Origin of the sequence: Streptomyces sp. NPDC048290 (assembly GCF_040652095.1) — a bacterium.
GTDB lineage: Bacteria > Actinomycetota > Actinomycetes > Streptomycetales > Streptomycetaceae > Streptomyces.
On record NZ_JBEZLM010000004.1, the window covers coordinates 190018 to 204272 of the forward strand.

The 14255-nt window shown below is 69.9% G+C and carries 13 protein-coding genes, 1 tRNA gene and 1 pseudogene; 9 read left to right on the forward strand and 6 right to left on the reverse strand.

The genetic code is table 11. The annotated features are described in order from the left end of the window. The first annotated feature begins 323 nt into the window (after positions 1-323). On the forward strand, positions 324-1196 hold the full coding sequence (locus tag AB0D49_RS07975; protein WP_362752584.1) for a DUF3566 domain-containing protein: 873 nt from the start codon (positions 324-326) through the stop codon (positions 1194-1196). A 232-nt stretch (positions 1197-1428) separates the two neighbouring features. Then, positions 1429-1502, forward strand: a tRNA-Ile gene (locus AB0D49_RS07980). 123 nt (positions 1503-1625) lie between these two features. On the opposite strand, the gene AB0D49_RS07985 is transcribed toward AB0D49_RS07980, so the two are convergent. Continuing rightward, positions 1626-2168, reverse strand: coding sequence for a hypothetical protein (locus tag AB0D49_RS07985; protein ID WP_362753419.1), 543 nt, complete (start codon positions 2166-2168; stop codon positions 1626-1628). A gap of 104 nt (positions 2169-2272) precedes the next feature. Beyond that, positions 2273-3442, reverse strand: coding sequence for a DUF6236 family protein (locus tag AB0D49_RS07990; RefSeq protein ID WP_362752587.1), 1170 nt, complete (start codon positions 3440-3442; stop codon positions 2273-2275). Positions 3443-3616: 174 nt separating this feature from the next. On the opposite strand from AB0D49_RS07990, the gene AB0D49_RS07995 reads away from it, so the two are divergent. Beyond that, entirely contained in the window at positions 3617-4558 is a 942-nt protein-coding gene (locus AB0D49_RS07995) for an FkbM family methyltransferase (protein WP_362752590.1), read from the forward strand. Positions 4559-4842: 284 nt separating this feature from the next. On the opposite strand, the gene AB0D49_RS08000 is transcribed toward AB0D49_RS07995, so the two are convergent. Together AB0D49_RS08000 and AB0D49_RS08005 are read right to left on the reverse strand one after the other, a co-directional pair. Further along, a complete protein-coding gene (locus AB0D49_RS08000) occupies positions 4843-5601 on the reverse strand; it encodes a glycosyltransferase family 2 protein (protein WP_362752593.1) in 759 nt (252 codons plus the stop codon). A gap of 8 nt (positions 5602-5609) precedes the next feature. Beyond that, positions 5610-6398, reverse strand: a complete 789-nt coding sequence (locus AB0D49_RS08005; protein WP_362752596.1) for a GntR family transcriptional regulator — start codon at positions 6396-6398, stop codon at positions 5610-5612. Between the two features lie 419 nt (positions 6399-6817). Here AB0D49_RS08005 and AB0D49_RS08010 point away from each other — a divergent pair, with 419 nt between their 5' ends. The 4 genes from AB0D49_RS08010 to AB0D49_RS08025 all read left to right on the forward strand — a co-directional run bounded on the left by AB0D49_RS08010 (position 6818) and on the right by AB0D49_RS08025 (position 8511). Next, positions 6818-7060 (forward strand): hypothetical protein, encoded by a 243-nt coding sequence (locus AB0D49_RS08010; protein WP_362752599.1) that lies wholly within the window; start codon positions 6818-6820, stop codon positions 7058-7060. A 26-nt stretch (positions 7061-7086) separates the two neighbouring features. Beyond that, positions 7087-7749, forward strand: a complete 663-nt coding sequence (locus AB0D49_RS08015; protein WP_362752602.1) for a hypothetical protein — start codon at positions 7087-7089, stop codon at positions 7747-7749. After that, complete coding sequence (locus AB0D49_RS08020; protein ID WP_362752605.1) at positions 7746-8153, forward strand: hypothetical protein; 408 nt, start codon at positions 7746-7748, stop codon at positions 8151-8153. The genes AB0D49_RS08015 and AB0D49_RS08020 overlap by 4 nt, the downstream gene beginning before the upstream one ends. Before the next feature lie 109 nt (positions 8154-8262). Next, on the forward strand, positions 8263-8511 hold the full coding sequence (locus AB0D49_RS08025) for a hypothetical protein (protein ID WP_362752608.1): 249 nt from the start codon (positions 8263-8265) through the stop codon (positions 8509-8511). 659 nt (positions 8512-9170) lie between these two features. On the opposite strand, the pseudogene AB0D49_RS08030 reads toward AB0D49_RS08025, so the two are convergent. Then, a pseudogene (locus tag AB0D49_RS08030) lies at positions 9171-9464 on the reverse strand (DUF6344 domain-containing protein); the annotation flags it as partial. A 383-nt stretch (positions 9465-9847) separates the two neighbouring features. On the opposite strand from AB0D49_RS08030, the gene AB0D49_RS08035 reads away from it, so the two are divergent. Beyond that, on the forward strand, positions 9848-9976 hold the full coding sequence (locus AB0D49_RS08035; protein WP_003999697.1) for a DLW-39 family protein: 129 nt from the start codon (positions 9848-9850) through the stop codon (positions 9974-9976). 170 nt (positions 9977-10146) lie between these two features. Next, entirely contained in the window at positions 10147-11538 is a 1392-nt protein-coding gene (locus tag AB0D49_RS08040) for a hypothetical protein (protein ID WP_362752611.1), read from the forward strand. Between the two features lie 210 nt (positions 11539-11748). On the opposite strand, the gene AB0D49_RS08045 is transcribed toward AB0D49_RS08040, so the two are convergent. After that, positions 11749-13470, reverse strand: a complete 1722-nt coding sequence (locus tag AB0D49_RS08045) for a protein kinase (RefSeq protein ID WP_362752614.1) — start codon at positions 13468-13470, stop codon at positions 11749-11751. Positions 13471-14255 lie beyond the last annotated feature (785 nt).

Consider the following 14255-nt stretch of genomic DNA (forward strand, 5'->3'; position numbering starts at 1 on the left):
GCGGCGTTCCCGTGGGCGGTGTGCCGGTGAGCGGTGGGCAGCCGGGTGGTATGCCGACCGGCGGTGTCCCGGCTGGTGGCGTTCCCACCGGTGGCGTACCGGCCGGTGGTGTCCCGTCCGGCGGTGAGGTGCCGCTCGGCGGTATGCAGACGGGCAGTCAGCGGATGGGTGCGCAGCAGCAGGCGGGCGGCCAGGCATCCGACGACGGCCGACGGGGTCAGGCGGGCCAGGCGTCGAACGGCCAGGACCTGAACGCTCAGGGCGCGACCCCTCAGGGATCAACCGCGCGAGCAGCGCACGGCCCGGGGACGAACGGCCAAGGGATGCCCCCTCCACAGATCACCGACCCGCAGACCCCCCAGCCGCAGCCCACGCATCAGCAGATCACCGACCCGCACACGACCAATCTGCAAGCGATCAAACCGGCCAAGGCCGGCTCACACACTCCGGACACCCATGGATCTCCCGCACACGGATCGTCGGCACATGGAACTCCCGCACACGGATCTCCCACACAAGGATCATCCGCACATGGATCTCAGACTCATGGAACCCAGGGGGGAACTGTGACGGACACCCAGGGCCCACAGGCCCAGCAGTACGCGGCGGCCGGTGCCGCCACTCAGGCCGGTGCCCAGCCCGCCGCGCAGGGCACCTCGCCGCTGCCGGGCGAGCGGCAGACCCAGCAGCCGGAGACGCCGTACCACCCGCCGGCCGCGTACCAGACCCAGGGCGGTCAGGGGCAGGCGCTCGCGGGCGGGCAGCAGCAGGGGCAGACCGGTGCCGGGGTACGGCGACCGCGGACCGGGGCGCGCACCACACCCCGGGTGCGCAAGGCCCGGCTGCGGGTGGCGAAGGCCGACCCGTGGTCCGTGATGAAGGTCAGCTTCCTGCTCTCCATCGCGCTGGGCATCTGCACGATCATCGCCTCCGCGGTGCTGTGGATGGTCATGGACGCGATGGGCGTCTTCTCGACAGTCGGCGGCACGATCTCGGAGGCGACCGGTTCGAACGAGTCGAACGGCTTCGACCTCCAGTCCTTCCTGTCCCTCCCCAACGTGCTGATGTTCACCTCGATCATCGCGGTGATCGACGTGGTCCTGGCGACGGCGCTGGCGACCCTGGGCGCCTTCATCTACAACCTGTCGGCCGGGTTCGTGGGCGGCGTGGAGCTGACGCTGGCGGAGGACGAGTGACGGGGTGGGGGCGGGGCCGAGTCGCCCGCCTGGCGGTGGCTGACCGGCGGCCCGGCGGGCGGTGAGGGATCTGCCTGGCGGTGGCCGCGGGACTTCTCGGCGGTGGTGAGGGACGGGTCTTCCGCCCCTCGGACCTGTGCCGGGGGCCCTGTGACTATCGATTTTGGGACTGCCCCGGTCGTGCGCTAATCTTCAGGGGTCAGCGCGCGGGACATACACCGCAGAGCGCGGCGGGGCTATAGCTCAGTTGGTTAGAGCGCATCCCTGATAAGGATGAGGCCACAGGTTCAAATCCTGTTAGCCCCACATTTCACAGCATCACGAAGAGGGCGTCTCCCCAGGTGGGGGGCGCCCTCTTCGCGTTCCGTTGCGGACCGGTGCCGATCAGGTGGATGGTCGGGTGCCGACCAGGTGGATGGTCGTCCGGTCTCAGGCGCTGTCCGAGTTCTGTCGCGCGGGCGGAAGCAGAAGGTCGCGTTCCGGGTGTTTCTCGCCGGTGACGTTGCCCTGGATGCCCAGGTCGCCGCGGGCGGCCTCGTGGAAGACGTTGATGGCGCGGAAGGCGGCCCGGTGGCGTTCCCGCCATTCGCTCAGGGTTCCCGTGATCTTCCCGTTGGCCTGCCAGTCGATCTGGGAGAGCAGCTGGTTCAGATCGTGCCCGGCTTCGATGGCGTCGTCGCCGCCGAGGAGCATCACGCGTTCGAAGGCCGAGCCCCAGCGCCGGGTGGCGTCCGACAGGTCCTCGCAGAGTTCTTCCTCGGGTCGGTGTTCGTCCCGGAGGCCCTCCTTGGCCTCGTACAGCCGGACCGACGACGCGATGCGCGCCTTGGACGCGTCCACGTACTCCGAGTAGGCGTCGATCTTCTTGTCGTCCCATCGGGTCAGCAGCAGGTAGCGGTTCTTGCTGCGTTCCATCAGGTAATTGGTCGCGTGTGTGGTCAGGGCGCCGAGCAGCACCGCGCCAATGGTCAAGAGTTGCTCGCCGGTCCCCACCCGTCCTCCAGCCACGTCCCAAGGATGACGGGACGATCTTACGAGCATCGCCTGGTCGGTAGGGAGGGCGGGCTGCGGGTGGGTCAGGCGCGGTGGGTGAGGCGGTGGAGGAGTGTGGCCGGTTCGAGGCCGCGTTCGACGGAGAGCAGGTAGGCGGTCGGTGACTCCCTGAGGAGAGCGCTCCGTTGCCCGCTCGCCAGGCGGGTGAGTGTGCCGAGGGCGAAGGCCGCTCCCACCGCGGCGCCGAGGACGGGTTGGTTGCCCAGCACGCCGAGGGCGCCGGCGCCTGCCGCGGCGGGCAGTTCGAACTTCAGGCTGGCGGCGCTGAAGGCGGTGTCGACGCGCAGTCCCTTCATGGCGCGGCGGAGTTCGTCCAGGGGCTGGGCGAAGCGCTGGTCGACGGTGGTGGCGATGAGCAGCTTCCGGGATTCCGGCAGGGTGACGTCGGCGATTTCCTCGGTCAGTTCGGTGACCGTGCGCGTGACCTCGGCGCTGAAGCGGTCGAACAGGTCCTGGTTTCTGCGCCGGATGCGGATGATCTTCTGGACGGGTACGTCCGTGAGGTCGTCCGGGGCGACGATGCGGAGCGCCAGGAGACCTACGGCGTCGGTGTCGCCGTCGCTCGGCGCGGTGTCGAAACCGTCGAGGAGGACCGAAGCGATGCCGTCCGTGTCCTGGCCTCCGGACGCGAGGTGGGCCACCAACTGGTCCGTGGCGGGGCTGAAGCGACCGGCATGGGCGGTCTCCTCTACGAGCGCGCGCTTGTACACCCACGCGAGGGCGGCGTCCATCGTGATCCACGAGGGGAGGGTCTGAACGGCGAGCCCCGAGTCGAGGAGGGCCTCGCGGAGACTGTCGGTGACCTCACCCCGGTGGAGTTCGGCCAGCGTCCGGTCGCCGTCGGCCCGCTGCCAGGGCACGTTCGCGCGGAGCGACCACGGTTGGTGGGGTCGTGACTGGTGTGGGGGGTTCTGGATGTCGTCGGTCACCTGGTACCAGCGGCGCAGGGCCGGCCCGTGGTGGTGGAGGAGGTCCAGGAAGACGGGGGCCAGTCGCTGGGCGGATAGCGCCGGGTCGACCGGTACCACGAAGTCGAGTTCGTCGCGGAGGGCGCGCAGGGTGGGCGAGTCGGTGACGCGGTAGCCGTCGGGCACCAGACGGGCCAGTCTGGGCATGTACAGCGCGGCTGTTTTGAGCCACCGCTCATCGCGTATACGGACATACGGGTAGTACAGGCCGATCTGCTCCAGCATGGAATCTCCCCCCGGCCGATCCTGCGCTTATCTTCGCAGCGGCGTGGGGCTCGGAGAAGGTGAACGGGGAATCGGGTGAGCCCCCTGACGGTGTGCCGTGCTGTCGGGCTCCGCGCGCCGCCGTTCCGGAAGCGGCGCGTAGGTTGGAGGTGCGCCGAGGAGGGTGATGGTCGGATGGGTTCTGGCATGTCGGAGGTTCTGGTCACACTCGGCCGTCGGTATGTACGGGATGCTCCGGGCGCGCTCGGCAAAGCGACTCTGGCCGGTCGATTTCTGAATCCGTATCTGCGTGAACACCCGCGGAGAAGGGTCGTGGAGACGCTCTCCGGTGCGCGGTTCGCGGTCGATACGCAGGATCTCATCCAGCGGTATCTGTACCTTTTCGGTATCTGGGAACCCCATATGACCTGGTGGCTTCAGGGCCGGTTGAAGCCGGGCGACGGGTTCGTCGATGTCGGGTCCAACATCGGCGTCTTCAGCGTGCTGGCCTCGCGGCTCGTCGGTGAGACGGGGCAGGTCGTCGCGATCGAGGCGTCCCCGGAATTCCATCGCCGTGCCGGGCAGCAATTCCGGCTCAATGAGTGCCGGAACGTCCGGGCCGTCAATGGAGCGGTCTCCGACCGGCACGAGAAATTGACCTTTGTGCTCGCCAGTTCCCACAACATGGGGGCGAACAGCATCGTGCCGTACGACGGTCCGGCGGAATCCAGTTTCGAGATCGACGCCTCGCCGTTGCCGGACATCCTCACCTCGGCGGAGATCACCAAGGCGCGGGTGATCAAGATCGATGTCGAAGGGGCGGAGGGGAGTGTCGTCCGTGGCATGGCGCCCGTCCTGGACCGGCTGCGACCCGACGCGGAGATCAGCGTCGAGGTGACCCCTGAGCGCATGGCGCAGCTCGGGGAGTCCGTCGACGAACTGCTGGGGACGATGACCGCCGCGGGATTTCATGTGTATCGGCTGGTCAATGACTATGCCCCGGAGAGTTATCCGGCGGCTCTGGGGGGTGGTTCTCTGGGTGGTGCTTCTTCCGTGGTGCCGCTGCGCTGGGACGGGCCCGTCGAGGGGGAGATGGACCTGATCTTCTCCAGGGTCGATGCCGGGGCGCTTCTTTGACGGGAGGGGCGGAGCCGTCCTCAGGGGGAGGCTGTGTGGCGCAGGTCAGTGGTGATGGTGGGTGATGGTCGGGGCGGGCGGTGTCGCTGGACCGGCGGTCGAAGGGGGCTGCCGGGTCGGTCGGCGACGAGGGCTGCCGGGCCGGCTGGCGACCCGGGCTGCCTGCCAGACCGGCTGTCGAACGGCGCTGCCGGACGGGCTGGTGAAGAGCGCTGCCGGGTCAGCCGTCGAATGGCGCTGCCGGACCGGCTGTCGAACATGGGTCCGACAGCCGGTCCATCCGGTCAGTCCGTGACCGGATAGCGCCACTGGAAGGACGCCAAGGCGCGTGCCCTGGCCGCCACCACCGCCATGCGCGCCTCCCGCTCCGCCGGGTCGACGTGGGACGCCTGGCCCGTGGCCTGTCCCTCCCACTTCCGGTACAGGAGACCCACCTCCGGCGAGAACCAGCCACGGCTCACGGCGTTCAGGGCCAGGAGGAGACCGGTGTCCTCGGACGCGGGCAGCGCCATCCATCCCCCCAGCGCGACCAGGAGGTCCCGGCGTACGCAGAGCGTGGCCGGGTGGACCTGGGCGCGGAAGCTGTTCGCCGTCCAGAAGTCGAGGACCGCTCCGCGCTCGATCGGGCCGGGGTCCGGGTCGCCGGGAAAGCCCGCGGTGGAGCCGTCCGGCAGAAGGTCCAGGACGCGCGAGGTGGTCCAGCCGACGGTGGGGTCCGCTTCCAGGGCGGCCACGTCCCGGGCGAGCGCCCCCGGGGGGAGCTGGTCGTCGGCGTCCAGCACCTTCACGTACTCGCCGTCGGCGTGCGCCAGCGCGATCGTGCGTGCCACTCCGGGGCCGCCGGGGCGCCCTTGCCGGAAGGTCACACGGTCGTCGGCGGGGACGTGGGGCCGGACGTCGTCCGTCCTCCCGTCCTCCTGGATGAGCCAGTGCCACTCCCAGCCGTCGGGGAGTTTCTGCTCGCACAGCGATCTGTGGGCGTCCGCCAGGAAGGGGGCCGACGGTGCGTGGACTGCGGTGACGATGGTGACGCGTCGGCTCATGGCCGTACTTACCACCTTTCCAGGGGGGTGGTGAAGACGAGTTCGGTGCGGTCGCCGGGCAGTGTGACATCCGAGATGTCCACGATCCGGTTGTCGGTGTCGTAGGAGATCTTGCGGAGCAGGATCACGGCGGTGCCGGGGGGCAGTTCCAGTTCCTCGGCCTCTTCCGGTGTCGGCGGGCGGGCGGTGAAGCGTTCCTCGATGCGGTCCAGTTCGATGCCGACGGTGGAGAGCTGGTTCTGTGTGCCGCCCGGCCACGGTTCGTTGGCCGCGTCGAGGAGATCAGGGTTGGCGGCCACATGCTCGCGGACGAGGTACGAGGTCACGAGGTTGAAGGGCGCGGTCTCCGCGGCGTACCGGGTCCGGTACGTACGGCGCACCAGGGGCGCGCCTTCCGGGACGCCGAGGGCGTCCGCCAGTTCCTTCGGTGCCTCGATCTCCTCGTACTTCGCGTAGAAGACGAGGTCGTTCAGCTCCAGTCCGGTGTCGTGCTCGGTGGAGCCCGTCTCGGCCCGCTGCTCCAGTGGCTCGGACGCCCGGTCCTTCTCCCACTGGTGCCGCGCGTTGTCGCGAACGGCGGCGGTGCGGGGGCGGCGGACGAACGTGCCCCGTCCGTGCTGCTTGTCGATCAGGCCCTCTGAGTTCAGCAGGCGGAGAGCGTTCTGGACCGTCGGCACGCTGCGCTTGTAGAGCCTGGCGAGGTCCTCCTCCGAGGGGAGCCGTTCACCCGGCTTGCGGTCGCCCTCCCGGATGGACCGGCGGATGTCGTCCGCGATCACTTCGTAGGCCTTTGGCACTGGTGCTCACCGATCCGTTGTTCCTGGTCGCGCTGGCGGAAGGCGGACATATGGCCAGCCGACAGCCTCGGCACCAGCCTACGACTCCTTAAGAGGTCTTGACGAGTGGGCAAGATCTGCGCCATAGTCCAAAGCAACTCCTTAAGAGGACTTGAGGACAAGACCTCCTGAGGAATGGCTGGCCAGTGGGGTGCGTGCCCTGCGGGGGGCGACTGTCCGCCCTGTGCCTCAGCCGGGGCGCGGTCGCCAGCGCTGTCGTCGATGCCACGGCGCCGGGACGTGCCGTCGTAACTGAGGTTCCTGAGGTGCTGGAGGCGTCTGAGGCGCTTGAAGTATCCGAGGTACTCGAAGCACGTGAGGTATTCGAAGTGGCTGAAATGGCTGAGCCTTCTCGACCTCTACCGAAAGGGAGTACGTCCATGTCCGAGCCGACCCCCACCACCCCACCGCGCATCTCCCTGATGGCCTCCAGCGAACTGCGCGACGCCCTCACCGCCATCGAGCACGGCAAGGGGCCCGCGGCCGTCGCCGCCTTGATGGCCATCGACGCCACCTCCTGGCGGGCCATCGAGCAGCGCCTCTCACCGCTCATCGGGCGTGATCTGCGGGGGCTTCTCCTGAGCGCCGTCGAGCGTACGGGCGTACAGCCGGGTCTGGGCTGACGGTCTCCCGCAACGAAGGGACGACCATGTCCATCCCCACTCGCGCGTGGTTCCACAGCCTGGCGGAGAGCGTCTCCGCCCTCGGCGCGGCGGTCCGCGAGTACCGGGCCGCCCACGCGGCGGCCCGCGTCACCTCCTGGCACATCCATCCGCTCCGCGTGCTCTCCGCCGAGGGCACCGTGCGTGTCCTCGGCCGCGATCACATCCGTCCCCACGACGACGCCCTGCTGAGACTCGGCGACCTCTCGAAGGAGATGGAGACCCGCATCGAGAAGCTGTACGAGGATGCCGCGCTGGCGTACGCGTACGGCACGTCGTCCGCCGTACTGGCGGTCGTCCAGGGCGGGCGCCCGTCGCATCTCGCGCTAGGACGCCGGGACGGCCTGTACGAGCGGCCGGCCGCCTCCCTCCCCGACCTGCGCGAGCACCTGGGCCACTGGGCCAGGAGCGCCCGGCTCGCGTCCCTGCGGCAGCGCCTCACCGAGCGCGAGCGGGCGGCGGTGACGGTCAGGGAACTGTCCTTCTTCGCAGACCTGGCGGACTACGAGAGCGCCGAGACCACCGAGGCCGCCGCGCTCGCCGCGGGCCTCGCCGACAGCGCGTACGCGTATGGCGAGCTGGCGGAGACCGCACTGCACCACGTGCTCATCAGCTACCGGACGACGACCACCGCCGAGGAGTCCCCGTGACCAAGTTGCCTGCTGGTTCCGCCACCGCCACCGCCACCGGTGCCGGTGCCGGTGCCGTCTCCGACTACGCCGATGCCCCGGCGATCTCTGTGGAGTCCTCCTGGGTGGCGCTGATCGCCGACCGTCTCGGGGCCGTCGAGTCCGACCGGGAGTTCTGGCTCCGCAGGGCGGCACTGCTGGACCGCATGGCGCTCGCCGAGGAGGCGGAGGGCGGGGCGTGGACGGTGGGTGAGGCGGTGCCCGTGGCGGTGCTGACGGCCGAGGGCGCGGCGCGTCGGCTCGTCGCGTACGACGGTGTGCACTTCGGTCTCAGTACCAGGGGCGCGGACATCGCCACCGGCGCGGACTGCCGTGAGTATGTGCGCGAGGAGTACCGCGCGTGGAGGCTGGGGGCGCTTCGCTGAACGGGTCGCTGGTGCGGTTCGTGGAACGGGGCTGCCTGCTGTGCCGCGCAGGGGGCGGGTAGGCCCTCGCCTCGGACGGCTCCGGTGTTTCACGTGAAACGTCCCGCGTGTGATGCCCGATGCCAGATGCCTGTTGTTTCACGTGAAACAACGAGGCTATGGCCCGGTCGCCACACGCGGCCGGACCTGCACATGCTCAGGATTCAGAGGTAACCAAGATCGCCTGCGGGCGGGGCCAGCGCAGACGGAAGGCAAGGAAGAAGGCAAGGAAGAAGGCAAGGAAGAAGGCAAGGAAGAAGGCAAGGAAGAGGGCAAGGAAGAGGGCAAGGAAGAGGGCAAGGAACAAAGCAACAGGTGAGCAGAAGATCAGCAATCGGGAGGAGCGGAGAGGGATCAAGGGGAGCCAGAGGGGAGATCTGCTGGGTCCGAGAAGGGCCAAGTGGAGCCAGTTCGGGTTGGCCGGGCCGTCTGGGCCGCCTACGCCCTCTGGGCCGTCTAGGTCGTCTAGGTCGTCCGGGTCATCCGGGTCATCCGGGTCATTCGGACTGAGCGGGTCATTCGGACTGAGCGGGTCATTCGGGCTGAGCGGGACTGGAGCGGGTGACGTGGCAGGAAGCGCGGGAGGCGAAGGGCTTGGGCTGTTCACCGGTGGTGGGCGGTCGTGAGCGCGGTGTCGTCGACGCCTTCGGACGCCCGGTGGGTCCCGTGGACCCGGTGAGCGCTGTCGCCGCGGTGGACACCAGCGGTCTGCCGCGCCCCATTGCCCTGCCGTCCCCGACTGCCCTGCTCCGACCGGCCGCCTTCGTGGGAACGCCCGCTCTGGTGCGCGTGGTCGGTCTGCCGGGGCCGTTCGCCCTGCTGTGTTCGGGTGTCTCCGTCGCGTCGTCCGGTCGTGGTGCCGTCGTGGGAACTCGTCCCCGAGGTGCGCGAGGCGGAGGAGGAATGTGGTCCGTCGTCGCAGTGGTCCGCGGGGGCGTTGGCATCGCCTGGTGTCCCGGAGCCGCCGCTTGTGGTGTCGGCGGCGCTGTCATTGAGGGCGCGGTGGCGGCAACTGGGCGTCTTGCCATGGGCCTCCGCTCCGATCCGCTGCTTCATCGTGGGTGGTAGCGATCTGGCGTGCGCCCAGGCCCAGGGGGTCGCCGCCGGCAGCGCGGTGGTGTCGGCCTCGGCGCTGGTGTGGGCGGCCTCGGTCTGCGGGGTGGTCGCAGCCGCGGCGGTGGCGGTGGTGGTGACGAGTCCGAGCGCCGTGCACAGCGCGAGGAAGGCGGTGACGATGGCGGTCCACAGCGTCATGACCTTGTTCCTGGTCATGGCCCCTCACTTTCAGGTTGGGCGATTTGCGTACTTTCCTCATGATGTGTATGGCGGCCGTGGAGTGGTGGACCGACGCTCGTGGCGCGTCGATCGTCTGATGAACACCACTCGGATGGGCGCAAGGGGCCGAGGAGAGGTCCAGGAAGGTGAGGGACGGCGCCGAAATCGCGCGTGGAGTGACTGGTCGTAGGGGTGTGATCACCCTCCGGCCGGAATGTCGGTGTCCCCTCCCCGGACGTCCTATTGAGGTCCTATAGAGGTCTTATAGGGGCTTCGAGGCGGGGGAGTTGAGGGCCACCGCAGGTCACGTACCGATATCGGCCGGTGTGTATAGTCGGGCGCCAGAGGTCCCCTACGTCAAGGAAAGACGAGGTCGCGCGGTGAAGAAGCTTCTCCTGGTCGCACTGGCCGCTATCGGCGGGCTCCTCGTGTACCGCCAGATCCAGGCGGATCGCGCCGAGCAGGATCTGTGGACGGAGGCGACTGACTCCGTGCCCACGGGTTCGTGAGCATCGACACTCAGTTCTGAGCGATCGGCGTTCGGTGGCGACACACCGACGACCGGTCCCGAAAGACCCCGGCCGCCCACGCGGTCGGGGTTTTGTGTGTACGGGGCCTTGTGGCGCGGCAGGATGGCCGGGGTACGGAGACTCGGCCGACTGGTGACTAGGGGTGGCGCGTGATACGGCGGCGGCGTACGGCGTGGACGGGCGCGACGGCGGCGCTGGGAACGGCCCTCGTACTCCTGGCTCCCCATCCGGCGCAGTCCGCTGTCACTTCTTTCCGCGCGGAGGACGGATACGGCTTCGCCGAGGACGCCCAGGCCGTCCGACCCGCGGAGTCCACCGCGGGCGCGGAGCGACTGGAGCCCGGCGTTCCCTACCGCAGCACGCTGCCGTCCGAGGGCAAGATCTACTTCCGGCTGGAACTCGACGCGGACTCCACCACGTATGTCGCCGCCACCGCCGTACCCTCCGACGACGCCAAGCCGGCCAGCGGCGATGGCGTCAAGGTCACCGTGGAGGACACCGACGGCGGCTCGTGCTCGTACGACACGGAGACCATCGGCGCCACCCGCAGCCCGCACCCGGTCGTGGCCTGGGGCGCGCGCGAGGCGGGTGCGGGCAGCAATCGCTGCGCGGGCGCGGGCACGTACTACGTCGTCGTGGAGCGGGTCGCCACGGCCACGTCCGAGTCTGACGAGTGGGATCTGGAACTGGAGGTCGTCACCGAGCCGGGGCTCACGGAGCCGGGTGCGACGGAGGCGCCCCGAAGCTGGAACTCCGCGACACCCAAGGCGGCGACCGGCGAGCCGGTCCGCCGGGCGGGCGGCGCGGGCTTCGCATCGGCGGCACGGGTCGGCGAGGGCGTCTGGGCGGACGAGATCGTCCCAGGTCAGACCCTCTTCTACGAGGTCCCGCTCGACTGGGGCACACAACTGTCGGCGTCTGCCGAACTGAGCGGCTCGGGCGAGCAGGGCTCCTACACCTCCGGGGCGCTCGACCTGGCCCTGCACAACCCGGTGCGCGCTCCCGTCGAGGACGCGGGCGCCGGTTACAGCGGACGCCAGGCGGCCGCCACGCTCCAGCCGCTGCCGCCGGTCACCTACGACAACCGGCACGCCACGGCGGGGCGGGTGAACGGGATGCGGTTCGCGGGCTCGTACTACCTCGTCGTCCATCTCTCCGAACAAGTGGGCGAACGACTCGGTGCCGGGCCCTTCGGGCTGACCCTGCGGGTGGGCGTCGAGGGAGCCGCCCAGGCTGGGCCCGACTACGCGGGGAAGCCGGTGCCGGGCGATGTCTTCACGGCGGAGGACGCGGACGACGGCTCCGAGGCCGGGGAGCTCGGCCAGGAGGGCGCCGGACCGCTGACGGGCGGGGTGTCCGGGAGCGGCGGCGACTCCGGGACCATGACCGCGCTCGCCGTGGGCGGCATCAGCGCGGGGACGGTTCTGCTGGCATGGCTCGCGGCGTGGTCGCTGCTCGGGCGACGGCGGGTGACGGGCGGACGGGGAGGCGGTACGCGGGGCTCGGGGGCTCGGGGAGCGGGGCGCCGGACCGCCGTCTGAGGGGGCGGGTGTCTGGCTTCGCGTCCGCTGAGGGCGGTGCTCCCGGTTTCCTGGCGCTGAGGGCGCTGAGGGCGCTGAGGGCGCTGAGGGCGCTGAGGGTGCTGAGAGTGCTGACGGGGCTCACGGGGCTGACAGAGCCGAGAGAGCCGACGGGACCGACGGGACCGACGGGACCGATGCGGTGGTGTCCGGCCGTCAGGGGCGCGTCGCTCAGATCTGGGTCAGCGCCCAGAAACCCACGGCGTAGCAGGCCAGCGCCAGGAGCAGCACCGGGATCGCGACCTTGGCCGGGGGACCGGTACGGCTCTTGCGCCGACGGTCGGCACGGTGCCGGGGAATTGCCTGCGCGGGAGTGGGAACCTGCGGGTCTTGGGCGGTGTATGAAGCAGTAGAGGCTTCGATACGAGGGCGGGGGGTCAGCGCGTGGGTGGATTCGAGGGGGTGAGGCGCGGGAGTGTGCTGAGGCTGGGCGTGCGGCGTCGACGGGGGCTGCGACAGGTCGTGGGACTGGTTGCTTGGCGTGTGGTGTGGCTGTGGCGGCAAGTGCGGGGGAGCCAGGGGCGTCGGAGGCCGCTCGGGCGGGGCCTGCGGCTGGGGCTGTGGTTGCGGCTGAGCCTGGAGCCGCTGGGACGTGGTCGGCTGCGGTGGTGGGAGATGGAAGCTCCCCGTGTCCGACATGCTGACCGGCGGAGCGATGGGGGGCTGGTCCGGGGTGTGGGGGTCGTGCGGGCCGGGAGTGTGGGGCTCGGCCGACGGCGAAGAGGTGTTCCGGCGAGGATCGGGCCCGGAAGCACCGCCCGGACCCGCAAAGTGACCGCCGCTTCCGCCGCTTCCGGCACCCGTGCCCCTGCCCGCGCCACCCGCCCGAGGATCGACAGACACCGAACCCGTCCCGGGCCATACCCCGAGAGACCCACTGCCTCCGCCCAGCTCAGCGCCGAACCCCGCCCCGCTTCCGGCCGCTGACCCTCCGCCGGCTCCGGCTGCCGCCCCTGTCCCTGCCCCGGTCCGACTCTCCGTTCCGGTCCCGGGCTCGATCCCCGACGCCGGTTTCAGCGGCCCCTGCGGTGCGAACCCGCCGGGCAGTGGCCCGAGTTGGTCGAAGATCTCGATCTGCTCGTCGTCCGGGCCGGGCTCGGGCAGCAGCTCGATCGCAGAGGCCAGTGCCTTGCGGGCCCCTGTCGCTGTCCGGAAACGGGACTGGGGATCTGGCTGGAGCAGACCGGCGACCACCTGCCAGAGCGGCTCGGGAATCCCCTGGGGCGCGCTGGGGGTGCCGTGCGCGGCGAAGTACTGGATGAGCGCCTTGGCATCCGGCTTGGCACCCTCCAGCAGATAGAGGGCGACCAGCCCTACGGCGAAAAGGTCGGCCGGGAAGTCCGGTTCCGCGCCCATCATCTGCTCGGGCGCGAGATAGCCGGGGGTGCCGACGACGAGGTTGGTCTCGGTGAGCCGGGGCTCGCCGAAGCGCATGGCGATGCCGAAGTCGGAGAGCCGTAGTCGGGGGCGGCCGGTGCCGGTGGCTTCCAGCAGGATGTTGGCCGGCTTGATGTCCCGGTGCACCACACCCTCGGCGTGCACGGCAGCGAGTCCGGACAGCAGTTGGTCCAGCAGGGTGCAGACGAAGACGGGGGGCAGGGGACCGTAGTCCCCGACGAGATGGACCAGCGATCCGCCGGACACCAGGTCCATGGTGAACAGGACCTTGTCGTCGTCGGCGGCCCAGCTGGCTGGGGCGAGCACATGGGGGTGATCGATCCGCAGGGCCTGTTCACGCACGAAGCGCAGCAAGGAGTGGGCGTCGCTCTGCTGAAGCACCTTGGCGGCGACATAGCGGCGACGGCGGTGGTCCCACGCCCGCCAGACCGCGCCGACGCCTCCGCGTCCGATCGGGTCGACGAGTTCGTACCGTGCGGCGAAGACCTCACCCATGGCTGTGCGTTGCTCCTCCCCTCGGGCGGAACGTCTTGTTCCCTCTGCTTCCCCATCAGGGGTGTGATGACCCCTGGGATTCTGTGCTTGAGCTGTTCCTCAGTGCTGGGGCGCCTGCCGGGTGGGCGTGGTCGGGCGGTCGGGTCCCGCGAGGATCTCTCGCCCGCACGATTGCGCCCCGGGTCCGTCGTCCAGCGACTCGCCTCTACGTCCGGTGTCCCAAGCCTCTGTCCTCAAGCCTCTGTCCCTGTTCCGCGACGCCCGCCCCGCGTGGGCCGCCCTCGCAGCCCGATACCCCGCGATCCTGCCCCACGATCCCGTGTACGGGACCCCGTATCCGTGATCCGTCTCAGTGACCCTGTCCACACGATCCCGCCTGCGCGACAGATTCCATCGACCGATCCCCCCCGTGGCCGACCCCCCTCGACCGATCCCCCTCGACCGATCCCCCGTGGCCAATCCCGTACGAATCTTCACCCCGTGGCCAACCCCGAACGAACCTTCACCGCGTGACCGATCCCCGCCGACTGATCCGCGATCCCCCGTGACCGTCTTCCCAGGAATCCCACGCCGTATGATCCCGACCGGTCCAGTCCAGTCCAGCTCAGCAATGCCCAGCCGCCTTGCCCCGGACCCCCGTGTCCGTGACTCTGCTCTGCGACCTTGCCCACGACTTCGCCCTGGTGCCCATCCCCCGTGCCACGTACGACGGAGTGCCCCCGCACCCCGGACTACGCAGACCATTCCGAACCCCGCGCTCCCGAGTTCCGTGCCGCCGAACCCTG